General features: G+C 65.1%; 23 protein-coding genes and 1 pseudogene. 22 read left to right on the top strand and 2 right to left on the bottom strand.

Going from position 1 to position 25,301, the window contains the following annotated elements; genetic code table 11:
* Positions 1 to 4: 4 nt before the first annotated feature.
* The gene (ugpB, locus tag D3F03_RS09385; RefSeq protein WP_119109103.1) at positions 5 to 1,315 is read right to left on the bottom strand and encodes a sn-glycerol-3-phosphate ABC transporter substrate-binding protein UgpB; all 1,311 of its coding nucleotides are present in this window, start codon (positions 1,313 to 1,315) and stop codon (positions 5 to 7) included.
* Positions 1,316 to 1,564: 249 nt separating this feature from the next.
* Here ugpB and serA point away from each other — a divergent pair, with 249 nt between their 5' ends.
* From serA to nudB, 14 genes and pseudogenes are all read left to right on the top strand, one after another.
* Entirely contained in the window at positions 1,565 to 2,803 is a 1,239-nt protein-coding gene (gene serA / locus D3F03_RS09380; RefSeq protein WP_119109102.1) for a phosphoglycerate dehydrogenase, read from the top strand.
* Positions 2,804 to 2,950: 147 nt separating this feature from the next.
* The gene (locus D3F03_RS09375; protein ID WP_119109101.1) at positions 2,951 to 6,862 is read left to right on the top strand and encodes a DUF3683 domain-containing protein; all 3,912 of its coding nucleotides are present in this window, start codon (positions 2,951 to 2,953) and stop codon (positions 6,860 to 6,862) included.
* Positions 6,859 to 7,314, top strand: a complete 456-nt coding sequence (locus D3F03_RS09370) for an HIT family protein (protein ID WP_119109100.1) — start codon at positions 6,859 to 6,861, stop codon at positions 7,312 to 7,314. Before D3F03_RS09375 ends, D3F03_RS09370 begins: the two co-directional genes overlap by 4 nt.
* A gap of 213 nt (positions 7,315 to 7,527) precedes the next feature.
* Positions 7,528 to 7,650 (top strand): annotated as a pseudogene (locus D3F03_RS09365) (tyrosine-type recombinase/integrase); the annotation flags it as partial.
* A 212-nt stretch (positions 7,651 to 7,862) separates the two neighbouring features.
* The gene (locus D3F03_RS09360) at positions 7,863 to 8,312 is read left to right on the top strand and encodes a gamma-butyrobetaine hydroxylase family protein (RefSeq protein WP_119109099.1); all 450 of its coding nucleotides are present in this window, start codon (positions 7,863 to 7,865) and stop codon (positions 8,310 to 8,312) included.
* Between the two features lie 154 nt (positions 8,313 to 8,466).
* Positions 8,467 to 9,198 carry a bifunctional demethylmenaquinone methyltransferase/2-methoxy-6-polyprenyl-1,4-benzoquinol methylase UbiE gene (gene ubiE / locus D3F03_RS09355; protein WP_119109098.1) on the top strand — a complete coding sequence of 244 codons (732 nt, stop codon included), beginning with the start codon at positions 8,467 to 8,469 and terminating at the stop codon, positions 9,196 to 9,198.
* A 14-nt stretch (positions 9,199 to 9,212) separates the two neighbouring features.
* Positions 9,213 to 10,205 carry a Tim44 domain-containing protein gene (locus D3F03_RS09350; RefSeq protein WP_119109097.1) on the top strand — a complete coding sequence of 331 codons (993 nt, stop codon included), beginning with the start codon at positions 9,213 to 9,215 and terminating at the stop codon, positions 10,203 to 10,205.
* Positions 10,206 to 10,268: 63 nt separating this feature from the next.
* A complete protein-coding gene (locus tag D3F03_RS09345; RefSeq protein WP_119109096.1) occupies positions 10,269 to 10,841 on the top strand; it encodes a hypothetical protein in 573 nt (190 codons plus the stop codon).
* Entirely contained in the window at positions 10,838 to 12,409 is a 1,572-nt protein-coding gene (gene ubiB, locus D3F03_RS09340; RefSeq protein ID WP_119109095.1) for a ubiquinone biosynthesis regulatory protein kinase UbiB, read from the top strand. The genes D3F03_RS09345 and ubiB overlap by 4 nt, the downstream gene beginning before the upstream one ends.
* Before the next feature lie 93 nt (positions 12,410 to 12,502).
* Entirely contained in the window at positions 12,503 to 13,957 is a 1,455-nt protein-coding gene (locus D3F03_RS09335) for a high affinity choline transporter 1 (RefSeq protein ID WP_119109094.1), read from the top strand.
* Positions 13,958 to 14,067: 110 nt separating this feature from the next.
* Positions 14,068 to 14,391, top strand: coding sequence for an FmdB family zinc ribbon protein (locus tag D3F03_RS09330; RefSeq protein ID WP_119109093.1), 324 nt, complete (start codon positions 14,068 to 14,070; stop codon positions 14,389 to 14,391).
* A gap of 11 nt (positions 14,392 to 14,402) precedes the next feature.
* Complete coding sequence (locus D3F03_RS09325) at positions 14,403 to 15,023, top strand: DUF502 domain-containing protein (protein ID WP_119109092.1); 621 nt, start codon at positions 14,403 to 14,405, stop codon at positions 15,021 to 15,023.
* 40 nt (positions 15,024 to 15,063) lie between these two features.
* On the top strand, positions 15,064 to 16,878 hold the full coding sequence (gene aspS / locus D3F03_RS09320; protein WP_119109091.1) for an aspartate--tRNA ligase: 1,815 nt from the start codon (positions 15,064 to 15,066) through the stop codon (positions 16,876 to 16,878).
* Positions 16,879 to 16,947: 69 nt separating this feature from the next.
* On the top strand, positions 16,948 to 17,433 hold the full coding sequence (gene nudB, locus D3F03_RS09315) for a dihydroneopterin triphosphate diphosphatase (RefSeq protein WP_119109090.1): 486 nt from the start codon (positions 16,948 to 16,950) through the stop codon (positions 17,431 to 17,433).
* On the opposite strand, the gene D3F03_RS09310 is transcribed toward nudB, so the two are convergent.
* Complete coding sequence (locus D3F03_RS09310; RefSeq protein WP_119109089.1) at positions 17,402 to 19,126, bottom strand: response regulator; 1,725 nt, start codon at positions 19,124 to 19,126, stop codon at positions 17,402 to 17,404. The two genes, nudB and D3F03_RS09310, sit on opposite strands and share 32 nt — an antisense overlap.
* Positions 19,127 to 19,242: 116 nt before the next feature.
* Here D3F03_RS09310 and D3F03_RS09305 point away from each other — a divergent pair, with 116 nt between their 5' ends.
* The 8 genes from D3F03_RS09305 (at position 19,243) to D3F03_RS09270 (ending at position 25,263) form a co-directional block, all read left to right on the top strand.
* Positions 19,243 to 19,977 (top strand): endonuclease/exonuclease/phosphatase family protein, encoded by a 735-nt coding sequence (locus D3F03_RS09305; RefSeq protein ID WP_199665436.1) that lies wholly within the window; start codon positions 19,243 to 19,245, stop codon positions 19,975 to 19,977.
* Positions 19,978 to 21,195: a cardiolipin synthase ClsB gene (clsB, locus tag D3F03_RS09300; protein WP_119109087.1), complete on the top strand. Its 1,218-nt coding sequence runs from the start codon at positions 19,978 to 19,980 to the stop codon at positions 21,193 to 21,195.
* 113 nt (positions 21,196 to 21,308) lie between these two features.
* The gene (gene folE / locus D3F03_RS09295) at positions 21,309 to 22,031 is read left to right on the top strand and encodes a GTP cyclohydrolase I (RefSeq protein WP_119109086.1); all 723 of its coding nucleotides are present in this window, start codon (positions 21,309 to 21,311) and stop codon (positions 22,029 to 22,031) included.
* Positions 22,032 to 22,038: 7 nt separating this feature from the next.
* Positions 22,039 to 22,461 (top strand): BLUF domain-containing protein, encoded by a 423-nt coding sequence (locus D3F03_RS09290; RefSeq protein ID WP_119109085.1) that lies wholly within the window; start codon positions 22,039 to 22,041, stop codon positions 22,459 to 22,461.
* 8 nt (positions 22,462 to 22,469) lie between these two features.
* The gene (locus tag D3F03_RS09285; RefSeq protein ID WP_119109084.1) at positions 22,470 to 23,288 is read left to right on the top strand and encodes a DUF429 domain-containing protein; all 819 of its coding nucleotides are present in this window, start codon (positions 22,470 to 22,472) and stop codon (positions 23,286 to 23,288) included.
* Positions 23,289 to 23,356: 68 nt separating this feature from the next.
* Positions 23,357 to 24,319, top strand: a complete 963-nt coding sequence (locus D3F03_RS09280; protein ID WP_119109083.1) for an alpha/beta hydrolase — start codon at positions 23,357 to 23,359, stop codon at positions 24,317 to 24,319.
* The gene (locus D3F03_RS09275) at positions 24,316 to 24,534 is read left to right on the top strand and encodes a hypothetical protein (RefSeq protein ID WP_119109082.1); all 219 of its coding nucleotides are present in this window, start codon (positions 24,316 to 24,318) and stop codon (positions 24,532 to 24,534) included. The genes D3F03_RS09280 and D3F03_RS09275 overlap by 4 nt, the downstream gene beginning before the upstream one ends.
* A 63-nt stretch (positions 24,535 to 24,597) precedes the next feature.
* The gene (locus D3F03_RS09270; RefSeq protein WP_119109081.1) at positions 24,598 to 25,263 is read left to right on the top strand and encodes a LysE family translocator; all 666 of its coding nucleotides are present in this window, start codon (positions 24,598 to 24,600) and stop codon (positions 25,261 to 25,263) included.
* The last annotated feature ends 38 nt before the right edge of the window (positions 25,264 to 25,301 follow it).

Here is a 25,301-nt window from a genome sequence, read left to right as displayed (position 1 = left end):
TGGCTCAGGTTTTGTTGGCCTTCTGGAAGCGCTCAAGCTGCTCGTTGCCGCGTTTGACCGCGGTGTCCAGGGCCTCCTTGGCGCTCTTCTTGCCGGCCCAGATCTGCTCGGTTTCCTCGTCGATGATGGTGCGGATCTGGTTGAAGTTGCCCAGGCGGATGCCGCGCGACTTGTCGGTGGTCTTGCGGATCATCTGCGTCACGGCCACGTCGGTGCCCGGATGCGCCTTGTAGAAGCCCGATTTCTCGGTCAGCTCAAAGGCCGCCATGGTGATGGGCAGGTAGCCGGTGCGCATGTGGCTGTCGGACTGCACCTTGGCGTTCGAGAGGAACGAGAAGAAGTCCGCCACGCCCTTGTAGTGCGCAGGCGGCTTGCCCGACATCACCCACAGGCTGGCGCCGCCGATGATGGTGTTCTGCGGTGCGCCAGCCACATCCGGGTAGTAGGGCAGTTGGCTGATGCCGTAGGCAAACTTGGCTTCCTTGCTGACGCGGGCGTACAGGCCAGACGAGCCGGTCATCATGGCGCACTCCCCCGAGGGGAACGAGACGTCGGGCGCATTGGCGCGGCCCTTGTAGACGAACAGGCCCTGCTTGGCCATATTGGCCAGGTTCTCGAAGTGGCGAACATGCAGCGGCGAGTTGAACGCCAGGCGCGCGTCGGTGCCGCCAAAGCCGTTGTTCTTGGTGGCGAACAAGGTGTTGTGCCAGGTCGAGAAGCTCTCAAGCTGGGTCCAGCTGATCCAGCTCGTGGTGAAGGGGCATTTTTCGCCATTGGCCTTGAGCTTGGCGGCGGCAGCGACCACTTCGGGCCAGGTGGCGGGCGCTTTCTCAGGATCGAGACCGGCTGCCTTGAACTTGTCCTTGTTGTAGTAGAAAACCGTGGTCGAGCTGTTGAATGGGAAGCTCAGCATTTGCCCATTGGGCGCGGTGTAGTACCCGGCGACGGCAGGGATGTAGGCCTTGGGGTCGAACTTGACCTTGGCCTGCTTCATCACTTCTCCCACGGGCACGATCGCCTTCTTGGCCGCCATCATGGTGGCTGTACCCACTTCGTACACCTGCAGGATATCGGGGGCATTGCCGGCGCGGAAGGCCGCAATGGCGGCGGTCATGTTCTCGTCGTAGGTGCCCTTGAACGTAGGCACCACCTTGTACTCGGTCTGGCTGGCGTTGTACTCCTTGGCCAGGTCGTTGACCCATTCGCCTAGCGGCCCGCTCATCGCGTGCCACCACTGGATTTCGGTCTGGGCCTGGGCAGCGGTGCTGGCCATGGCGGCCAGGGCGGCGCAGGCGGCGAGCGATCGGTAGTTCATGAAAGGGTCTCCTTGCTGGGGTGAAAACGCTGATCCTGGCTTGCTTGTGTGACCATTGCGTGTCGCAACCCGGAACCACCTTGCTTTTTAACCAGCGTTTGCTTGTTGGAATAGGCGGGTTAACCCCGTGGCTGTGTCTCGCATATTCCCTGGATGCAGGTAGTGCCAGCCGCGCAAAAACTTTCATGTTGCGACGCAACATGTTACGGTTCCGGCTTCCTTTCACTCGCCGGCCTGACCCGTTGACCCATGAGCGCTGCTGCCCCCACTTCCCTCGATAAAAGCAAGATCAAGTTTCTGTTGCTCGAAGGCCTGCACCCCTCCGGCCTGCAGGTGCTGCGCAATGCCGGCTATGAGCAGATCGATGCGGTGTCTGGCGCGTTGCCGCAAGAGGAACTCATCAAGCGCATTGCCGACGTGCATTTCATCGGCATCCGTTCGCGCACCCAGCTCACCGCCGAGGTGTTGTCGCATGCCCACAAGCTCGTTGCGATCGGGTGCTTCTGCATCGGCACCAACCAGGTGGACCTGAACGCGGCGCGCGAGCGTGGCATTGCGGTGTTCAACGCGCCGTATTCCAACACCCGCTCCGTGGCCGAGCTGGTGCTGGCCGAGGCCATTTTGCTGCTGCGCGGCATTCCGGCGCGCAATGCGGCCGCGCACCGTGGCGGTTGGCTCAAGTCGGCCGACAACGCGTTCGAGACGCGCGGCAAGACGCTGGGTATCGTCGGCTACGGCGCCATTGGCTCGCAGCTCTCGGTGCTGGCCGAGTCGCTCGGCATGCATGTGATTTTTCACGACGTGATCGCCAAGCTGCCGCTGGGCAATGCGCGCCAGGTCGGCAGTTTGACGGAGCTGCTGGGCGCGAGCGATGTGGTCAGCCTGCACGTGCCCGAACTGCCGTCCACGAAATGGATGATCGGCGCCAAGGAAATCGCCGCGCTCAAGCCCGGCGCGATCTTCATCAACGCTGCACGCGGCACCGTGGTCGAGATCGAACCCCTCGCCGAGGCCTTGCGCGCCGGGCGCCTGCTGGGCGCGGCAGTTGATGTGTTCCCGGTCGAGCCGCGCAGCAACAAGGAAGAATTCGCCAGCCCCCTGCGCGGCCTGGACAACGTCATCCTGACACCGCATATCGGCGGCTCTACGCTCGAAGCACAGGCCAACATCGGCGTCGAGGTGGCCGAAAAGCTGGTGCGCTACAGCGACAACGGCACCTCCATCAGCTCGGTCAATTTCCCCGAAGTGGCGCTGCCGCCGCAGCGCGGTACGCACCGCATCCTGCACGTGCACCGCAACGTGCCGGGCGTGATGTCCGAGATCAACCGCGTCTTTGCCGAGAACCACATCAACGTCGCCGCCCAGTACCTGCAGACCAACGAGGCCATTGGCTATGTGGTGATGGATATCGATGCCGCTTCGTCCGAGCTGGCGCTGCAAAAGCTCCAGCAGGTGCCCAACACGCTGCGCTGCCGCGTGCTGTTCTAAAAGCGTTCCGCGCCAGGCGGCGCGCCGAGAGCTGACTCTAAACGCGCATTTCACGTGGAAAGCGCGTTTAGGCGCTGCGTCTTTAAAATCGCGGGTTCCCGGGCGCCTGTGTGCCCACAGGCTGCCACCCATCCCAGGTTCCCCCGAATGAATGCTCCCACCGCGCTGGCCAACTTGATGGCGCAACCCCCTCAGCCCGTGCGCCTGCGCGAGATCCCCTACAACTACACCAGCTTCTCCGACCGCGAGATCGTCATCCGCCTGCTGGGCAGCCGCGCCTGGGACACGCTGCTGCAACTGCGGCGCGAGCGCGACACTGGCCGCTCGGCGCGCATGCTCTACGAGGTGCTGGGCGACATGTGGGTGGTGCAGCGCAACCCCTACCTGCAAGACGACCTGCTGGGCAGCCGCGAGCGGCGCAAGCAACTGGTGCAGGCGCTCGACCACCGCCTCTCTGAAGTGCACAAGCGCCGCCAGCCCGATGCCGCGCCCGAGCGCGACGCGCTGGTGGGCGAGCTGCTCGCTGCGGCCACCGCCGCGGTGCGCCGGTTTGACGCCTCGTTTGACGCCGCAGCCCAGCTGCGCCGCGCCACCCGGCGCACGCTCTCGCGGCTGACGGCCAAGGACAATATCAAGTTCGATGCGCTCTCGCGCGTCAGCCATGTGACGGATGCGACCGACTGGCGCGTCGAGTACCCCTTTGTCGTGCTCACCCCCGACACCGAGGCCGAAATGGCCGGCCTGGTCAAAGGCTGCATCGAACTGGGCCTGACCATCATTGCGCGCGGCGGCGGCACCGGCTACACCGGCGGCGCGATTCCGCTGACCGACAAAAGCGCCGTCATCAACACCGAAAAACTCGAAGCCATGACGGCGGTGGAAATGCGCGCGCTGCCGGGCGTGGCGGGCGAGGTCGCCACCGTCTGGACGGAGGCCGGTGTCGTCACGCAGCGCGTGGCGGACGCCGCCGAGGCGGCGGGATTCGTGTTTGCCGTGGACCCGACCAGCGCCGAAGCCTCCTGCGTGGGCGGCAACGTCGCCATGAACGCCGGCGGCAAGAAGGCGGTGCTCTGGGGCACGGCGCTGGACAACCTGGCGAGCTGGCGCATGGTGACACCCGACGCGCAGTGGCTGGAAGTGACGCGCGTGGGCCACAACCTGGGCAAGATTCACGACGCCGAAGTGGCCAGCTTCGAGCTGAACTACTTCGAGGCCGACGGCAAGACACCTGTGCGCAGCGAGCGCCTGGACATCCCCGGCAAGCGCTTTCGCACCGAGGGCCTGGGCAAGGACGTGACCGACAAGTTCCTCGCCGGCCTGCCCGGCATCCAGAAGGAAGGCTGCGACGGCCTGATTACCAGCTGCCGCTGGATCGTGCACCGCATGCCGGTGCACACGCGCACCGTGTGCCTGGAGTTCTTTGGGAACGCCAAGGACGCCGTGCCCAGCATCGTCGAGATCAAGGATTTCATGTTCGCCGAGCAAAAACGCTCGGGCGTGGTGCTGGCCGGCCTGGAGCACCTGGACGACCGCTACCTCAAGGCGGTGGGCTACGCCACCAAATCCAAGCGCGCTGGCCTGCCGAAAATGGCGCTGTTTGGCGACATTGCCGGCGACGATGCGGATGCCGTGGCCCGCGTCACCAGCGAGGTGGTGCGCATTGCCAATTCGCGCAGCGGCGAAGGCTTCATCGCCATCAGCGCCGAGGCGCGCAAGAAGTTCTGGGCCGACCGCAAGCGCACCGCGGCCATCAGCCGGCACACCAACGCCTTCAAGATCAACGAAGACGTGGTGATCCCGCTGCCGCGCATGGCCGAGTACACCGACGGCATCGAGCGCATCAACATCGAGCTCTCGCTGCAGAACAAACTGGCGCTGTGCGATGCGCTGGAGGATTTCTTTGCCCGCGGCCAACTGCCGCTGGGCGCGGCCGGCCAGGACGCGGGCGACGCGCTCTCGCCTGAGACGCTGCAGGAGCGCGTGAACGAGGCGCTGGACGTGGTGCAGCAAGCGCGCACGCTGTGGAGCCAATGGCTGCAGGGGGTCGAGGCGCTGTTCCCGCAGTTGCAGGACCACAGCCTGCGGGCGAGCTGGAAGACGCAGATCCTCGCACCTCTGCGCGGCATTTTTGCCGGCGACGCCTTGGCCCCCATCCTGGCCGAGTGCATTGCCATTCACCAGCGCGTGCTCAAGGGGCGCGTGTGGGTGGCCCTGCACATGCACGCTGGCGACGGCAACGTGCACACCAACATCCCCGTCAACAGCGACGACTATCGGATGCTGCAGACCGCGCACGCCGCCGTGGGCCGCATCATGCGGCTGGCACGCAGCCTGGGCGGGGTGATTTCGGGCGAGCATGGCATTGGCATCACCAAGCTCGAATACCTGAGCGACGAAGAGCTCGCGCCCTTTGCCGACTACAAGCGGCGCGTGGACCCGCAGGGCCGCTTCAACAAGGGAAAATTGCTACGTAACCAGGAGCTATCAGCGCTTACTGGTCAAGCGCTGGAGGCCGATTTTGCATCAAATCTGCGCTCGGCCGACCTGACCCACGCCTACACCCCGAGCTTCGGCCTGATGGGGCACGAATCGCTCATCATGCAGCAGAGCGACATCGGCGCCATTGCCGATTCGGTCAAGGACTGCCTGCGCTGCGGCAAGTGCAAACCGGTCTGCGCGACGCACGTGCCGCGCGCCAACCTGCTGTACTCCCCGCGCAACAAAATCCTCGCCACCTCGCTGCTGGTCGAGGCGTTCCTGTACGAAGAGCAAACCCGCCGCGGCATCAGCATCCGCCACTGGCAGGAGTTCGAGGACGTGGCCGACCACTGCACCGTCTGCCACAAATGCCTCTCGCCCTGCCCGGTGAAGATCGACTTTGGCGATGTGACGATGAACATGCGCAACCTGTTGCGCAAGATGGGCAAGAAGAGCTGGCGCCCCGGCAACGCACTGGCCATGACCATGCTCAATGCCACCAGCCCCGAGAAAATCAAGCTGCTGCGTGCCGGCATGGTGGGCGTGGGCTTCAAGGCGCAGCGCATCGCCGTCGATCTGCTGCGCAAGGTCAGCCGCAAGCAGACAGCGCACCCGCCCGCCACCGTGGGCCCGGCGCCGATCAAGGAGCAGGTGATCCACTTCATCAACAAGAAGCTGCCCGGTGGCCTGCCCACCAAGACGGCGCGCGCCCTGCTCGACATCGAAGACAAGGACTACGTCCCCATCATCCGCAACCCGCAGGCCACCACGGCCAGCAGCGAGGCGGTGTTTTACTTCCCCGGCTGCGGCTCCGAGCGGCTGTTCAGCCAGGTGGGCCTGGCCACGCAGGCCATGCTGTGGCACGCCGGCGTGCAGACCGTGCTGCCACCGGGCTATTTGTGCTGCGGCTACCCGCAGCGCGGCAGCGGCCAGTTCGACAAGGCCGAGAAGATGATCACCGACAACCGGGTGCTGTTCCACCGAGTGGCGACCACGTTGAACTACCTGGACATCCAGACGGTGGTGGTCAGCTGCGGCACCTGCTACGACCAGCTGCAGGGCTACGAATTCGACAAGATCTTCCCTGGCAGCCGCATCATCGACATCCACGAATACCTGCTGGAAAAGGGCATTACCTTGCCGGCCGGGCAGGGCGGCTACCTGTACCACGAGCCCTGCCACAACCCCATGAAGCTGGGCGACTCGATGAAAACCGTCAAGGCGCTGGTGGGCGACAAGGTCATCAAGAGCGATCGCTGCTGCGGCGAATCGGGAACGCTGGGCGTCACCCGCCCCGACATCTCGACCCAGGTGCGCTTTCGCAAGGAAGAGGAAATCAAGAAGGGCGAGGCACTGCTGCGCGCCAACGGCAGCGTGGCGCCGCAGGCCAATGTGAAGATTCTGACCAGTTGCCCAAGCTGCCTGCAAGGCCTCAAGCGCTACGAGGACGACTTGCAGAACGGCCTGCTGGAGGCCGACTACATCGTCATTGAAATGGCCAAACAGATTCTGGGTGAGAACTGGTTGCCCGAATACGTGCAGTGCGCCAACAGCGGCGGTATCGAAAGGGTGTTGGTATGAGCCAATCGTCTTTTGGCTGTGCGCTGTGCGCGCAGGACGGCGGCGCCCTGGTGTGGCACAGCGCCAAGCTGCGGGTGGTGCACGTCGAAGAAGAGGGCTTCCCCGGCTACTACCGCGTGATCTGGAATGCGCATGTCGCCGAGTTTTCCGACCTCTCGGCCGAAGAACGCACCGAGTGCATGGACGCGGTGGTCTGCGTCGAACGTGCGCTCATCGAACACTTGGCGCCAACCAAGGTCAACCTTGCCGCCCTGGGAAACCAGGTGCCGCACTTGCACTGGCACGTGATCGCACGATTTGAATGGGATACGCACTTCCCGAACGCCTTCTGGGGCGAACCGCAGCGCGCCCGAGACCGCGACAAGGAGGCGGCGGTTCGCACGCACCTCGACGCCGTCAACGCGCAGATACGGGGGTATTTGGCAAAGGGTGAGGCGTCGCAAGGAGATTGACGGGCGTTCCCGGCCAAGCGCAGGCCAAGCTCAGGGAGGCTCACTGCCTTACGCGTGCCTGCGCTGGCCATATGCGAAGTGCGCAGTGCTTGGCCCCATACGGGAAGTCGTTGTCTGTGGTCAGGAGCGTCAGATCGTGCCGGATGGCGAGTTGGGCAAGCAAGGCAGCATGACCGAAAAATCGATGGAAGCGAACGTGCCCGTGGGGTTGACGGCTACAGCATCCGCACGGTGCAGGAGTTGCTGGGGCACTCGGACGTGAGCACCACCATGGTCTACACCCATGTGCGCAACAAAGGCGGGCGCGGCGTTTTGAGCCCGCTGCATGCCCTGTAACCACCGGGGTACAAGGGTTCATGTGGCTAAAGGGCAGGCCGCCACAGGGCGGATGGGACAATGGCGGCCCGTTTTAGCAATCGTTTTCCCACAGAACTTGCGCAAAATCGTCCCAGCGGCGTTGCTCTTCCTTGCCGTGCGCTTGCACTGTCTGCGTCAGAGCGCCTTGCTGGGACAATTTTCAGTAAGTCCTATCCCATAAGGAAATCTCCATGGCAGGCCTCAAACCCGGCGCCCCCACACCCGATTCCATCACCGTCCACAGCCAGTCCCGCGTGTTGGAAGTGGAGTTTTCCGACGGTGCGCACTTTCGCCTGCCGTTTGAGCTGCTGCGCGTGTACTCGCCCTCGGCCGAGGTCATGGGCCATGGCCATGGGCAGGAGGTGCTGCAGACCGGCAAGCGCGATGTCGTGGTGTTGGAGCTGGCTCCGGTGGGCAATTACGCCGTGCAGCCGAGCTTTTCCGATGGGCATGCCAGCGGCATTTTTTCGTGGGATTACCTCTATGAGCTTGGCGCGCGCCAGGCCGAACTGTGGGCCGATTACGAGGCCCGGCTGGCAGCGGCAGGGGTGGACCGCGATACCCCCATGGCGCCCAAAAGCGCGTCCAAGGGCGTGAGCAAGACGAAAACCAAGAGCGCCCAGGGCTGCGGCGGGCACTGATTCGCGCTCGGTTGGTGGCAGATTTGCCACTGTTTTGCTATCGTTTTAGAAGCTGCTAGCGCAATACCCATAAGCGCTAGAGCGTGGTTTGGCTTAAATATCCGATATCCCACGCATTTAGAGGGTTGCCCTGCAAGCGGCTAGCATTCCCACCATGAGCACTACACATTTTGGTTTCGAGTCGGTGGACGAGCGCGACAAGGCGCGCCGCGTGCGCGGTGTGTTCGATTCGGTGGCGTCCAAATACGACGTGATGAACGACTTGATGTCGGGTGGCCTGCACCGCGCGTGGAAGGCCTACACGGTGTTGGTCGCCAACCTGCAAGAGGGCCAGCGCGTGCTGGATATTGCCGGCGGCACGGGCGATCTGGCGCTGGCTTTTTCCAAGAAGGTGGGCGAGCGTGGCCAGGTGGTGCACACCGACATCAACGAAGCCATGCTGCGCACCGGGCGCGACCGGCTGATCGACGCCGGCGTGGTGCTGCCCACGGTGGTCTGCGATGCGGAGCAACTGCCGTTCCCCGACGCGCATTTCGATCTGGTCAGCGTGGCCTTTGGCCTGCGCAACATGACGCACAAGGACATTGCGCTGGCCGAGATGTGCCGCGTGCTTAAGCCTGGCGGCAAGCTGCTGGTGCTCGAATTTTCCAAGGTGGCCAAGCCGCTCGCCAAGGTGTACGACTGGTATTCGTTCAATGTGCTGCCGCGCATCGGCCAGTTGGTGGCGGGCGATGCCGACAGTTACCGCTATCTGGCCGAATCCATCCGCATGCACCCGGACCAGCAGGCGCTCAAGGCGCTGATGAAGCAGGCCGGGTTCGGCCATGTCGATTGCCACAACATGACGGGCGGCGTCGTCGCCCTGCATGTTGGTATCAAGTGTTGAGCCAAGGAAAAACCATGAAAAGACTCTTCCCGGCCCTGTTGGCCCTGATGTTGGTCGTGGTGCATTTCGAAGCCGAGGCCAAGCGCATGGGCGGTGGCAAGTCTTTTGGCCGCCAGTCCAGCAACGTGACGCAGCGCCAGGCCGCACCACCTGCCGCCCCGGCAGCGCCTGCGCAGAGCGCCAATGCCGCTCGCCCCGGTACGCCAGCGGGCGCTGCGCCTGCGGCGGCCCCCAAGCGCCCATGGGGCGCCATGCTGGGCGGCTTGGCGGCTGGTCTGGGGCTGGCCTGGCTGGCCAGCTCGCTCGGTCTGGGGGCCGGGTTTGGCCAAGTCCTGATGCTGCTGCTGTTCGGCTTGGTGGGCTTCGCGCTGTTTCGCATGCTGCGCTCGCGCGGCAAGGCGGCGGCCTCGCCCGCATCGCCCTTCGCCTTCCAGGGGGCGGGCGGTGGTGCCCCTGCCAGCGTCCCGGTCGCGCAGCAGTACAGCCCCGACAAGGTGGGCAATGACGCCTCCGCACGCCCCTGGGAGCGCAGTAGCCTGGCTTTTGATGCACAGCGCAGCGCGGGAAATGAGGAGGGCTCCATCATCGGGTCGGCGCTTTCGGGCTCGCAGAACTGGGGCGTGCCCCAGGGGTTTGATACGGCGGGTTTTCTGGAGGCGGCCAAACGCAACTTCATCACCCTGCAGTCGGCCTGGGACCGCTCCGACATCGCCACGCTGCGCTCCATGATGACGGACGCCATGGTTGAAGAGATTCAGAGCCAGCTCACCGAACGCGAATTGCACCGTGGGGACCAGCCCAACCACACCGACGTGGTCATGATCGAAGCCCAATTGCTGGGCATCGAAGAGTTGGGCGATGCCTACATGGCCAGCGTGGAATTCTCCGGGATGATTCGTGAGGAACCCTCGGCCGGCCCGAGCCCCTTCCGCGAGGTCTGGAACATGACCAAACCCCGCAGCGGCGGGAGCGGCTGGCTGGTGGCGGGCGTGCAGGCGCTGCAATAAAGACCGCGCCGCAGCGTGCGGCTGCGCGTTGCGGCCGCTGTCGGCTTGCCATAATCCACCGCTATGGCCACACAGTCTCCCTTCCCCTTTCTCGACGGTCTCTTTGAACGTATCGCACAGGGCCCGCGCCCGCCCGACTGGCTGGTGAACGAGGCGCAGCAGCGCCTGGTGCTCCTTATCAACCACGTGCTGATGCAGGAGCGCGCGGCGACCGAGCGCTTGATCCCGCGCAAGGGCCGCGTGGTGCGGGTTCAATGGCGCCAGTTTTTCGTCGCCTTGCAGGTGACCCCCGCTGGGTTGTTTGATCTGGCAGCGCAAGGGGGTACCCCTGACCTGCGTTTCGAAGTGACCGAAACCTCGCCGCTCGGGCTGGCGCAGGCCGCTCTGCGGGGGGACCGCCCGCCCGTGCGCATCGACGGCGCGGTGGATTTCGCTGGTGATCTGCAGTGGCTGGCCGACAACCTGCGCTGGGACATCGAGGACGACATGGCGCGCGTCATCGGTGACGTGCCGGCGCACACCATTGCCAGCGTGGCGCGCAGCGCGGCGCAGGCGCTGCGCGGCTTTGTGCGCAAAAGCGGCGCGGCCGCCGGCGGCGCGGTGGCGCCCTGGTCGGGCAACGGCCCCTTGCCATGAAGCGCATTTTTCGTGGTGCCACCATTGTCTGGGTGGCGCTGCGCTATGGGCTCGATGGCCTGGTGCTGACGAGCTTCCAGAAACCCTGGCTGCGCTTGTTGGCACGCATGGTTTCGGTGGGGCGCGACCTGCGCGCGCCGCGCGGCCAGCGCCTGCGCGAGGCACTGGAGCGCCTGGGGCCCATTTTCGTCAAGTTTGGCCAGGTGCTCTCCACGCGGCGCGACCTGATGCCACCCGACATTGCCGACGAGCTCGCCCTGCTGCAAGACCGCGTACCACCGTTCGATAGCGCCATCGCCATCGCGACTATAGAGCGTGCCTTTCGCCGCCCTGTGGAAGAGGTCTTTGTCAGCTTTGACCGCGTGCCCGTGGCCAGCGCCTCGATTGCGCAGGTGCACTTCGCCACGCTGCGCGATCGCCAGGGTGCGTTGCACGAGGTGGCGGTCAAGGTGCTGCGCCCCGGCATGCTGGAGGTCATTGAGAAGGACCTAAGCCTGATGCGCATGATGGCCGGCTGGGTCGATGGTTTGTCGGCCGATGGCAAGCGCCTGAAACCACGCGAGGTGGTGGCCGAGTTCGACAACTACCTGCACGACGAGCTCGACCTGGTGCGCGAGGCGGCCAACGCCGCGCAACTGCGGCGCAACATGGAAGGCCTGGGTCTGGTCGAAATCCCGACCATTTTTTGGGACTTCTGCCACCCGGAAGTCATGGTGATGGAGCGCATGAACGGTGTGCCCATCAGCCAGGTGCAGCGCCTGCGCGATGCGGGGGTCGACATCCCCAAATTGGCGCGCGACGGCGTCACCATTTTTTTCACGCAGGTGTTTCGCGACGGCTTTTTTCACGCCGACATGCACCCCGGCAACATCCAGGTCAGCCTGGAGCCCGCCACGTTCGGGCGCTACATCTCGCTCGATTTCGGTATCGTCGGCACGCTGACCGAATCCGACAAGGAATACCTGGCGCAGAATTTCGCCGCCTTCTTCCGGCGCGACTACAAACGTGTGGCCGAATTGCACGTAGAGAGCGGCTGGGTGCCGGCGAACACGCGCGTCAACGAGCTCGAAGGGGCCATTCGCACCGTGTGCGAGCCGTATTTCGACCGGCCGCTCAAGGAAATCTCGCTGGGCATGGTGCTGATGCGGCTGTTTCAGACCTCGCGGCGGTTTCAGGTGGAAATCCAGCCCCAGCTCGTGTTGCTGCAGAAAACGCTGCTCAATATCGAAGGCCTGGGCCGCCAGCTCGACCCCGAGCTTGACCTGTGGAGCACCGCCAAGCCGTTTCTGGAAACCTGGATGCTCGAGCAGGTCGGGCCGCAGCGCTTCCTGCGCGAGTTGCGCGCCGAGGCGCCGCACTATGCGCAGTTGCTGCCGGCATTGCCGCGCCTGCTGCACGACTATCTCAAGCGCGCCCCTAACGATGCGCGCGAGCGCGAACTGATGGCACTGCTCAAGGAGCAACGCCGCACCAACGGCTTGCTGCAGGCCATCGTCTATTGCGGCATCGGCTTCGTGCTCGGGCTGGTGGTGGTGCAGGCGATCGTGCGCGTTTCGCTGTTGCATTGACGCTGTAGCGCGCATTCGGTTGACCGGCATGGGGGTTTGGCACGGATAATGCGCGGCGTTTTCCTGCCAACCGCCCCCTCTTCGGAGCCGCGCATGCTGCTGACCTTCATCGCTTTCTATCTGCTGGTATCCATCGGCATTGGCCTGTACGCAGCGACCCGCGTGCACAACACAGCCGATTACGCCGTGGCCGGCCGCAGCCTGCCGTTGCCGGTGGTGATCGCCACCACCTTTGCCACCTGGTTTGGCTCCGAGACGGTGCTGGGCGTGCCGGCCCGGTTCATTGACGGGGGGCTGGGCGCCGTGGTGGAAGACCCGTTTGGCGCATCGATGTGCCTGGTACTGGTGGGCCTTTTCTTTGCTTACCGGCTGTACCAGAAGAACCTGATTACCTTGGGCGACTACTACCGCCAGCGCTTTGGCCGCACCCTCGAAGTGCTGTGCTCGGCCATCATCATTTTCAGCTACCTGGGCTGGGTGGCGGCGCAGATCACGGCGCTTGGGCTGGTGTTCAACCTGCTGACGCAGGGTGCGGTATCGGTGACCGCAGGCACGGTGCTGGGAACCGCCATCGTGCTGGTGTACACGCTCTACGGCGGCATGTGGTCGGTGGCGCTCACTGACTTCGTGCAGATGATCGTCATTGTTGCCGGCCTGCTCGCAATTGCCTGGTTTGCCGCCGATCTGGCGGGCGGCACCGGGCGGGTGGTGGAATTTGCGGCGCGCGAAGGGCGGTTTTCGCTGTTTCCCAAGGATGCCGGCCTGAAGGAATGGACGTTCTTTGGCGCCGCCGCCATCACCATGATGCTGGGCTCGATTCCGCAGCAGGACGTGTTCCAGCGCGTCATGTCGTCCAACAGCGCTTCCACGGCGCGGCGCGGCCCGGTGATTGGCGGCGTGCTGTACCTGCTGTTTGCGTTTGTTCCCATGTTTGTCGTCGCCGCCGCGGTGCTGGTCATGGGCGATTCGGCAACCGCGCTGCTCAAGGACGACCCACAGAAGCTCTTGCCCACGCTGGTGATGGAGCGCATGCCGATCGGTTTGCAGGTGGCGTTTTTTGGCGCACTGCTTTCGGCCATCATGTCCACGGCCTCGGCCACGCTGCTGGCCCCCTCGACCACGTTCGTCGAGAACATTTTGCGCAATATGCGGCCTGGCATGAGCGATGCGCTCACGCTCAAGGCGATGCGTATTTCGGTGTTTGTGTTCACCTTGTGCGTGCTGGCCTATGCCATCTCTGCGCAGGGAACCTCCATCTATGACATGGTGTCCGGCGCGTACCAGGTGCCGCTGGTGGGTGCGTTTGTGCCGCTCGCGTTTGGCCTGTACTGGCACCGGGCCACCAGCCAGGGCGCTTTGCTGGCGGTGGCGCTGGGCATGGGGGTGTGGCTGCTGTTTGCCGCCAGCCCGGCACTGAACCAGGCGTTTCCGCAGCAGCTCGCCGGGCTGCTGGCGGCGATCGCGGGCATGCTGGTCGGCTCCCTGGTGCCCCAGTTCCTGCGCGACCAGAAGGGCCACGTGGTGCATTACACCGCCACCCCGGGTTGAGGGGCCATGGTTTGCAGCCCCACGCCGTTGCGCCAGCGCATCGGCAGAAGCGGGGATTGAAAAACAGGCCGCTGCCTATAATTAAAGGCTTTGCAGCTCACGCCCACTCCATGCCTATTTACGCCTACAAATGCAGTGCCTGCGGCCATGCGCGCGACGTGCTGCAGAAAATGTCCGATCCTTTGCTGACGGTCTGCCCGCAGTGCGGCGCAGAGACGTTCACCAAACAGGTGACGGCCGCAGGCTTCCAATTGAAGGGCTCGGGCTGGTACGCGACGGACTTTCGCGGTGGTGCGGCGCCAGCATCGGCTGTGGGCACCAGCGCCGACAAACCCGCTGGCGGCTCAGCGGATGCAGGTGCTGCGGCGCCTGTGCCGGCGCCGACGGCATCGCCTGCGCCTGCAGCGTCGGCTTCAAGCACAAAGGCCGATTGAGCTTGCCGTCCATGCCTTCTCTGCGCAAATGGTTCTTCACCGGGCTGCTGGTCATCGTGCCGGTGGTCATCACGCTGGCCGTGCTGAACTGGATGGTGGGTTTGCTGGACCAGACACTGCTGATCCTCCCCGGCACCTGGCAGCCTGACCGGGTCCTTGGTTTCCACGTGCCCGGTTTCGGCGCACTGCTGGCGCTGGCGATTCTGCTGGTGGTGGGCGCCGTGGCGAGCAACTTTGCCGGGCGCAAGCTGGTGCAATGGGGCGACCGTCTGGTCAGCCGCATCCCGGTGGTGCGCTCGATCTACTCCAGCGTCAAACAGGTGTCCGATACGCTGTTTTCTGAAGGCGGCAATGCGTTTCGCACGGCCGTGCTGGTCCAGTGGCCGCGCGAAGGGGTATGGACGGTGGCGTTTGTCACCGGCGCGCCAGCCGGGGAAGTCGCCGCACTGCTGCAGGACGAATTCGTCAGCGTGTACGTGCCCACCACGCCCAACCCCACGGGCGGTTATTTTGTGATGCTGCGCAAGAGCGACTGCATCGAACTCGACATGGGGGTCGATGCGGCGCTGCGCTACATCGTCTCCATGGGCGTTGTTGTGCCGCACGAAGCGGCTGCGACCTTGCCCTCCTGATTTTTCTCAATGCGCCCCTGACGGCGCCGGAAGTTTTGCCATGGCCATGCGTTCCCACTATTGCGGTCTTGTGACCGAAGCCCTGCTGGGCCAAACCGTCACCCTCTCTGGCTGGGTGAATCGCCGCCGCGACCATGGCGGCGTGATCTTCATCGACCTGCGCGACCGCGAAGGCTCGGTGCAGGTGGTCTGCGACCCCGACCGTGCCGAGATGTTCGCCACCGCCGAAGACGTGCGCAGCGAGTTCTGCGTGCAAGTGGTAGGCCTGGTGCGCGAGCGCCCAGCCGGTACCACCAACGACAACTTGAAGAGCGGCAAGATCGAGGTGCTGTGCCATTCCCTGGTGGTGCTCAACCCCTCGGTGACGCCACCCTTCCAGATCGACGAAGAGAACCTGTCGGAAACCACGCGCCTGACGCACCGCGTGCTGGACCTGCGCCGCCCCTACATGCAGAACAACCTCATGCTGCGCTACCGCGTGAGCATGGAAGTGCGCAAGTTCCTCGATACGCATGGTTTTGTGGATATCGAAACCCCGATGCTCACCAAGAGCACGCCGGAGGGTGCGCGGGATTATCTGGTGCCCAGTCGCGTGCACGACGGCCAGTTCTTCGCACTGCCCCAATCACCCCAGCTCTTCAAGCAACTGCTGATGGTGGCGGGGTTCGACCGCTATTACCAGATCACCAAGTGCTTCCGCGATGAAGACTTGCGCGCCGACCGCCAGCCTGAGTTCACCCAGATCGATATTGAAACCTCGTTCATGGAAGAGCAGGAGATCCGCGACCTGACGCAGGAGATGATCAAGACGGTGTTCCAGAACACGCTGGGCGTGGATTTGGGCGAGTTCCCGGTCATGACCTACCAGGACGCGGCCTACCGCTTCGGCTCGGACAAGCCAGATCTGCGCGTCAAGCTCGAATTCACCGAGCTCACCGACGTGATGAAGGACGTGGACTTCAAGGTGTTCTCGGGCGCCGCCAACATGAAGAACGGCCGCGTCGTGGCCCTGCGCGTGCCCGGCGGCGCGCGTGAGACCGGCGGCCTCTCGCGTGGCGAGATCGACGGCTATGCCGAGTTCGTCAAGATTTATGGTGCCAAGGGCCTGGCCTATATCAAGGTCAACGAGCTGGCCAAGGGCCGTGATGGCTTGCAGAGCCCCATCGTCAAGAATATTCACGACGCGGCGATTGCCGAAATCCTCAAGCGCACTGGCGCGCAGGATGGCGATTTGCTGTTCTTTGGGGCCGACAAGGAAAAGATCGTCAACGACGCCATCGGCGCGCTGCGCATCAAGATCGGCCACAGTGAATTTGGCAAGAAGAACGGCCTGTTCGACGACCGCTGGGCGCCGCTGTGGGTGGTGGATTTCCCCATGTTCGAGCACGACGAGGAAAACAACCGCTGGGTCGCGGTGCACCACCCCTTCACGGCGCCCAAGGACGGCCACGAAGACTACATGGTCACCGCGCCCGAGAAGTGCATCTCCAAGGGCTACGACATGGTCCTGAACGGCTGGGAAATGGGCGGCGGCTCGGTGCGTATCCACCGCGCCGACGTGCAGCGCAAAGTGTTCGACGCGCTCAAGATCACCCCCGAGGAAGCGCAGCAGAAGTTCGGCTTCCTGCTCGACGCGCTGCAATACGGTGCGCCCCCGCACGGCGGCCTGGCCTTTGGCCTGGACCGCATCGTCACGCTGATGACGGGTGCTGAATCGATCCGCGACGTGATCGCCTTCCCCAAGACGCAGCGCGCCCAGTGCCTGCTGACACAAGCGCCTTCGCCGGTGGACGAAAAGCAGCTGCGCGAGCTGCATATCCGCCTGCGCAATGTGGATGCGGTGAAGGTGGGTTGAGAGGTCTCCGGTCTTGCGTTAGAAAATCAGGGCGCCTCGCGGCGCCCTTTTTTATTATTTGCCCACCCCATGCCTGAATTCAAGATCCCTGAGTCCGTGCTGGTGGTGATCCATACCCCGGCGCTGGAGGTGTTGCTGCTCGCGCGCGCAGACTGGCCGGACCACTGGCAATCGGTGACAGGCTCCAAGGATTTCGCCACCGAATCGTTCGAAGCCGCGGCCATCCGCGAGGTACGCGAAGAAACCGGCATTGGTGCACGGCTTCCTGGCCATGTGCTGACCGATTGGCAGTACGAAAACGACTACGCCATCTGGCCGCGCTGGCGCCACCGCTACGCACCCGGCGTGCTGCGCAACCGGGAGCACGTGTTTGGCCTGTGCGTACCGGTGGGGACACCGGCCATTCTTAGCCCGAGGGAACATCTGGCGGCACGCTGGCTGCCTTGGCGCGAGGCGGCAGCCGCCTGTTTTTCGCAAAGCAACGCGCAGGCCTGCCTGGATTTGCCGCAGCGCGCGGCGGGAGTCAGTCCGGCTGCGCAGGTGCGGCGCTGGTAAACGGTATGGGCGTTTCGACGAGACCCGCGACTACAGTGGGGGTAGCCGCCGCCGCAGGGATCGGCATGCGCAGCGAAACGCCCCCCGCGGCGCGCTCGCTCTCGCCGGTGATCAGCGTGCGCGGCTGTGTGCCCACACACTGGGGGCGCAGGGTATCGATGGCCGCTTGCAGTTCGGCGGCACCGTCTACCTTGCTGCGGTGGCGCTGGAGAACTTGCTGCGCGAGCTCCAGCAGCTTGGTGTTGCGCGTGGCGCCCGCTTGTTCCAGCAGCAGATCGATGGCCGCTCGCGGATGGCCCGCCAGGCTTTGGGCAATGGCTTTTTCAGCCACTGTGTTGATGACCGGCAGGCAGGCACGGAGGCGATCAGCAAACTGCTGGTGTGCGCCGCAGGCGCTGGCGAGCATTTGTGCCAAGCCGCGCGTGTGGGCGTAGCGCATGCCCAGCGCCTGAATCCAGCCTTCGGCCTGGTCCAGGCTGATCGATGTGGTGGCCAGCGCGGCAATCAGGCCGGTCAGGTTGCAGGCGGCTTCAAAATCGAGTTCCGGGTCGGTAATCTCGCCAGCCATGCTGCGCACCGCGTCCACAGCGTCGGAAAACTGCCGCTGCCCGATGGAGCGCAAGGTGCGCACGACGCGCGCAAAGCGCTTCAGACGCAGGCTCTCACCGTAACGCTCCAGGACGCGGGTGAAGTCGGCACTGCAGCGCTCCAGGCCTTTGCTGTCACCGGTTTCGAAGCAGGTGAAGGCATACAACACCAGCGATTGGTAGTCGAACAGCTTGGAGTCCAGGCCCATGTGCACGGCCCGGCCGAGGGCCTTGTGCGCTTCCTTGCGCTGGCCCAGGTAGTACGACATGACCCCCAGCTTTTGCACCCGCGCCAGGGATTCGGGGGTCAGGCTGACCGCCAGGCGGTAAGTCTCCAGCGCTGCGTCGAACTGGCCCTGCTCGACCTGCGCGCGGCCGAGCACGTCGTAGGCGTCCGCGTAGCCGGCGTCTTCCTGGATCAGGCCTTGCAGGGTGGTGGCGGCATGCGCAAATTTTCCGCCTTCGATCTGGGCGCGCGCTACGCCGAGCTTGGCCCAGGGGAGGGCCTTGGTGGCGATCACGGCTTCGAACAGTTTTTGCGCATCGTCGTGGCGGCCCAGGCGCAGCAGCAGCTCGGTGCCGATGCGTGCGGCGTACAGCCAGTAGGGGGCACGCTCTTCAAAACGTTTGGTGCACAGGCGTGCGGCGGCTTCGAAGTCCTCGACCTCGATCGCCTCGAAGATGGGGCTCAGGTGTTCCTTGCGCTGGCGTGCCTGGCGCAGGCGCTCGAACAGTGTCGAGGGTGTGAAGGGCTTGAGCAAATAGCCGTCAAGTGCCGATTCCGCTGCCTCGGCCACCTTGGCGTAGGTGGCTTCGCCCGTGACCATGAAAAATACCGTGGAAAACGGCAGCAGCCGGGCGCGGCGCAAGTCGTCCAGCAGCGTCTGGCCGGAGGTGTCGTGCTCGTGAAACGATTGCTCGCACAGCACGTAGTCGAAGGTCATGTGCTCAAGGCGGTTGCGTGCGTCGCGGATGCGGTTGCACTGCACCACCTTGCCAATGCCGTAGGCACGCAGCTGCGCAGCAAGAATGCTGCGCGACGTTGCGTTGCCATCCACGACCAGCGCGACGTAGGCGCGTGGGGGTTTGGGCAGAGGTTCGGCCATGTGAAAGCTTGGTTGGGCAGTGCAGGGAGTTGCGGCGCCAGGCAGTGTAAGCAGGCGCACGCAAACCGGCGATAGGGCAGACCCCCAGGAGAGGCATCTGCGCCACAATGGGCGGTATGGAATCCCCATCGCTGCTGCGCGTTGCCACCTACAACATCCACAAAGGCGTGCAGGGTTTCGGCCCGGCGCGCCGGCTGGAGATCCACAACCTGGGCCATGCGGTAGAGCAGCTCGACGCCGATATCGTCTGCCTGCAGGAGGTGCGCAGCCTGAACCGGAGCGAAGCGGCCTATTTCGAGCGCTGGCCAGCGCTCCCCCAGGCGCAGTACCTGGCGCCCGAGGGCTACGAGGCCGTCTACCGCACCAACGCCTACACCAAGCATGGCGAGCACGGCAATGCGTTGCTGACGCGCTGGCCGGTGTTGGGCCACCAGCACGAAGACATCTCGGACCACCGCTTCGAGCAGCGCGGCTTGCTGCACGTGGAGATCGATCTCGCGGGCAGATCGGTGCATTCCATCGTCGTGCATCTGGGGCTGATCCCCGGCAGCCGGGTGCGCCAGGTGCAGCGCCTGCGCGCCTTCATCGAGCGCGAGGTTCCGGCGGGCGCGCCGCTGGTGGTGGCGGGCGATTTCAACGACTGGGGCTTGCAGGTCAAGAAGGCGCTGGCGCAGATTGGCATGGTGGAGTTTGAGCAAAGCGCGTTCACGTACCCGGCGCGTCTGCCCATCGTGCAGCTCGACCACATTTATGTGCGCGGCCTGATGCCCATGGGGACGTACGTGCCTAAAGGCCGCATCTGGTGGCGCATGTCGGACCATTTGCCGCTGGTGGCGGAGTTTCGACTGTAGATGCGCAATGTCGAGCTGATTCCCGGCCACAGCGTGGCGCTCCTGCAGGGGGCTCAGGAGCTGTTTCCCGCGCTGGTGCGAGCCATGGATGGCGCGGCGCAAAGCGTGCGGTTTGAAACCTATATCTGCGACTTCACCGACAGCGGGGCCAGCATTGGCGCGGCACTGGAGCGCGCGGCACGGCGTGGCGTGCAGGTGCAGTTGCTGGTCGATGGCTTTGGCACAGGCGGCCTGGATGCTGGTTGGCTGGAGCGCCTGCGCGCCGCCGGCGTGCAGTACCAGGCGTTCGCGCCGCTTGGGCCGCTGGGGCTGCTCTTGCCGCAGCGCTGGCGCCGGCTGCACCGCAAGCTGTGTGTGGTGGATGGTGCGGTGCTGTTTTGCGGCGGCATCAACCTGCTCGACGACTTTTATGACCCGAATTACGGGCGGCTCGAAGCGCCCCGGCTCGACTTCGCGGTTGAGGTGCGCGGCCCCATCACGGCGCAGGCGAATGCCGCGATGCAGATCGCCTGGTGGCGTATGCAGGCGGTCAGCGCCGCGCGCTTGCGCCACCTGGGCGAGGCGCGGCGCGATTTCTTCGCGGCGCGGCAGGTGGCGCGAACCAAGGCGGCTGCGCCGCAGGAGCGCAGCGGCGTGCGCGCTGCCCTGCTGCTGCGCGACAACGTCCTGCACCGCGCGGTGATCGAGCGCGCCTACCTGCGCGCGATTGCCCAGGCGCGGGAGGAAATCATCATTGCCAACGCCTATTTCGTGCCCGGCCGGCGGCTTCGCCGCGCGCTGGTGCACGCGGCCCGGCGCGGGGTGCGCGTGCGCCTGCTGCTGCAGGGGCGCTACGAGTATTTTTTGCAGTACCACGCAGCCCGGCCGGTGTACGGCCTGCTATTGAAGGCAGGTGTTGAAATTCACGAATACGCGCCGAGCTTTTTGCACGCCAAGGTGGCCGTGATCGATGCCGAAGGATCGCACCCCTGGGCGACGGTGGGCTCGTCCAACCTCGACCCCCTGAGCCTGCTGCTGGCCCGCGAGGCGAACGTGGCGGTGGCCGATGCCGAGTTCGCCCAGAATTTGCGCAAGCGCCTGGTGGACGCCATGGAGCACGCAGGTCGGCAGATCGACAGCGCTGCCTACGCCGCGCGGCCGTGGCGGGCGCGTGTGCTTGACCGTTTGGCCCTTGCACTGGTGCGCAGCGCCTTGTGGCTCACGGGCAAGACCTACTGAGCCATTTCGCACTGATGCTATGCTTTAAATAGCTGGAAGCGCATGCTGAATAAGCGCTAGAGGCCAAAAAACCTTCATAAGCAAAGGCTCCGCGCGGCTGTTACCATTCGCCCATGCAGCGCTCCGAACCCTTTGAGACCCGCCCCGAAGCCCACGACGAGGGCGTTCCCGTCTCCGTGAAGATTCGCGAGCGCATTGTCGCGGCCCGCAAGCGCTTCAACGCCAACGACAACATCGCCCAGTTCATCGAGCCCGGCGAGCTGGAAGCCTTGCTCGACGAGGTCGAGGTCAAGATGCAGGGCGTGCTCGACAGCATGGTGATCGACACCCACGGTGACCACAACACGCAGGCCACCGCGCGCCGGGTGGCCAAGATGTACTTGAGCGAAGTCTTCAAGGGCCGCTACATCGAGTCGCCCTCGATCACCGAATTCCCCAATGCCGAGCACTTGAATGAGCTGATGATCGTCGGCCCGCTCACGGTGCGCAGCGCCTGCAGCCACCACCTGTGCCCGGTGATCGGCAAGATCTGGATCGGCGTCATGCCCAACGAGCACACCAACGTGATCGGCTTGTCGAAGTACGCGCGCCTGGTCGACTGGGTCATGGGCCGCCCGCAAATCCAGGAGGAAGCCGTGGTGCAGCTGGCCGATCTGATCATGGAAAAAACCCAGCCCGATGGCCTGGCCATCGTCATGGAGGCCAGCCACTTCTGCATGTCCTGGCGCGGCGTGAAAGAGATGGACAGCAAGATGCTCAACTCGGTGATGCGCGGCGTGTTCCTGAAAGACGCCTCGCTGCGCCGCGAATTCCTCTCGCTCATCCCTGGAAAGTGAACCGACCATGCTCGTACGCCTGCTCTACGCCAGCCGCGCCGTCGACAATTCGCCAGAAGCCATCGACGCCATCCTCACGCAATCGCGCGAGCACAACCCGGGTTGCGGCATCACCGGCATCCTCTGCTACGGCGGCGGCGTGTTCCTGCAGGCCATCGAGGGCGGGCGCTCGGCGGTGAACGAGCTGTACGGCCACATCCAGCGCGACGTACGCCACAAGGACGTGGAGCTGCTGCACTACGAGGAGATCTCTGAGCGGCGCTTTGGCGGCTGGACCATGGGCAAGGTCAACCTCAGCAAAATCAACCACTCCATCCTGCTGAAGTATTCCGAAAAGCCCGAGCTCGATCCCTACAGCGTCTCGGGCGCCGTGTCGTTTGCCCTGCTCGAAGAGCTGATGGCCACCGCCTCCATCATCGGCCGGGTGTAGAGCAACTGGTGCTGCTGATCGGCTGCGATTTCAGCAGCAGCCCGAGCCGCCGCAAGCGCATCGTGCTGGCGCTGGGCGAGCGCCGCGGCGCGGCCGTGCGGTTGCATGCGCTTGAATCTTTCGATCACTTGTCGGCCTGGGCCGCCTGGCTGGCCGAACCCCGCGCCTGGGTGGGTGGCTTTGATTTGCCTTTTGGCCTGCCGCGCGAACTGGTCGCGCATCTGGGCTGGCCGACAGGCTGGCAGGCCTGCATGCAGCACTATGCCCGCCTTGAGCGGGAAGACATCCGCGCGCGGTTTTCCGCCTTTTGCGCTGCGCGGCCTGTGGGCGGCAAGTTCGCCCACCGCGCCACCGATGGCCCCGCAGGCTCGAGCCCGAGCATGAAATGGGTGAACCCCCCCGTCGCCTTCATGCTGCACGCCGGCGTGCCGCTGCTGCTGCAAGCGGGGGTGCACCTGCCGGGTCTGCACGCGGGCGACCCGGCGCGCGTGGCGCTGGAGGCCTATCCCGGTCTGTTGGCACGCGAACTCATCGGCCGGCGCAGCTACAAGAGCGACAGCCGCGCCGGGCAAACGCCCGAGCGCTTGATTGCGCGCAAAGACCTGCTCACTGCGCTGGAGGCAGGCCGTACGCGTCTGGGCCTGCGCCTGCAGCTGCGCCCGGTGCAGGCCGAGACGCTGGTGCAGGACGCCAGCGGCGACAGCCTGGACGCAGTACTGTGCCTGCTGCAAGCCGCCTGGGGCGAGCGCCGCCATGCCGAAGGCGACGCGCTCTACGGCCTGCCGCCCGCGATGGACCCCTTGGAAGGGTGGATTGTTACGGCTTGAAACTTCGGCACGGCACAGCGTTCATGGGCGCTGCGCACAATCGGCAGACTTTTTTTTCGAGGTTCAGCATGAACTCCCTGCCAAAGAATCGTGGTGTCCAGTGCCTGGCGGCGCTGCTCTTTACCGCCATCGCCGGATTCGTACCTGCAGCCCATGGCGGCCCGCTGCGCGAACGCCTGCAGCAGCGCGCGCTGCAGGCGCAGCTCTGGGACGATGAGGCGGATAGCAGCCGCTCGCAGCCGGCGCCGGTTCTGCCTGCCGGCACCCGCGTGCTGCGCGACCTCGCCTATGGGCCGGATCGGCTGCAGCGCATGGATGTGTACCTGCCCGCGCACGCCCAGGCAGCGCCGGTGCTGTTTCTGGTGCACGGCGGCGGCTGGCGGCGGGGCGACAAGACGCACGGCCGGCTGATCGACCAGAAGCTCGCGCACTGGCTGCCGCGCGGCGTGGTGGTGGTCTCCATCAACTACCGGATGCTGCCGCAGGCCGCGCCGGACCTGCAGGCCCAGGACGTGGCCCAGGCCTTGGCCTGGGCGCAGCAGCAAGCGCCCGGCTGGGGAGCGGACGCCGGGCGATTCGTGCTCATGGGCCATTCGGCCGGCGCGCATCTGGCGGCATTGGTGGCAGGCGATCCGCAGTGGTTGCGCGCTGCAGGCGCGCGCGCGCCGCAGGCCCTGGTGCTGCTCGACAGCGGCGCGCTGGACGTGCCGGAAATCATGAACGAGCGCCATGCGCGCCTGTTCGATCAGGCGTTTGGCAGCGACCCGGCGTACTGGCTGCGGGTCTCGCCCCTGCAGCAGTTGCACGCCGCCTTGCCGCCCACGCTGCTGGTGTGTTCGTCGCCGCGCCGCGATTCCTGTACGCAAGCGCAGGCGTATGCGCGCAAAAGCCAGGCGCAGGGCGGGCAGGCCGAGGTGTTGCCGCAGCCCCTCTCGCATGGGCAAATCAATGCGCAACTGGGCCAAGCCGGTGCGTATACGCAGGCGGTGGATGGGTTTCTGAGCCGCTTTGCCGCCTGGGCGCCGCGATGAACCTTGCTGCGCGCCTGGCCACGATCGGCGCCTTGCTGCTGGCGCAACTGGCCTGGGCCGCACCCGCGCCCTGGTACTGGTGGCGCAGCAAGGTCGATGGCACGCGCCTCTGCGCCCAGATCTCACCGGGTACGGGCTGGGAGCGCGATGGCGGGCCCTACCAAGGCCCGGGCTGCGCACCGAAACCGCGTGTCTTTGTCGTTCCCATGCGCTGATGCACGCTTCAACCAACCGGCTGCGCTGCTCCACAATGGCATTTTTGCGCTGCCCGTTCTGCCATGCCCACCCTCGACACTCTGCTTGCCTTTTTTGGTGTCTCCCTGCTGCTGGGCATCACGCCCGGCCCCGACAACCTGTTTGTGTTGGTGCAATCGGCCCAGCGCGGCTGGCGCGCCGGCATGGCGGTGGTGGTGGGGCTGTGCGTGGGGCTGGTGGTGCACACGGCGGCCGTGGCGCTGGGGCTGGCGGCGCTGTTTGCCGCTTCGGCCACGGCGTTCACGGTGCTCAAGTACCTGGGTGCGGCGTATCTGGGATGGCTGGCCTGGCAGTCGCTGCGCCCGCGCGCACAGGCATCGCAGGACGGGGCGGACCCCGACAGGGCACCCAGCCCCTCCGAGCGGCCTGCCGCCAGCGCCTGGCGCATGGTCGGGCGCGGCATGGTGATGAACCTGACCAACCCCAAGGTGGTGATCTTTTTCCTTGCCTTCCTGCCCCAGTTTGCCAACCCGGCGCTGGGCAGCGTGGCGCCGCAGATCATGCTGCTGGGCATCGTCTTCATGCTGGCCACGCTGCTGGTGTTTGGCGCCATTGCCGTGTTCTCGGGCACCTTTGGCACGTTGCTGCTGCGCTCGGCGCGCGCGCAACGCTGGCTCAACCGGGCGGCCGGCGTGGTGTTTCTGGGTCTGGCCGTGCGCCTGGCGACGATCAGCCGCGCTGCGACCTGATGCTATTTAGTTGATAGCTACTAGCGCTTATGGGATAA

The sequence above is a fragment of the Simplicispira hankyongi genome, assembly GCF_003570885.1.
GTDB classification, from domain to species: Bacteria; Pseudomonadota; Gammaproteobacteria; order Burkholderiales; family Burkholderiaceae_C; genus Simplicispira; species Simplicispira hankyongi.
This window is presented reverse-complemented; position numbering and strand designations above follow the sequence as displayed.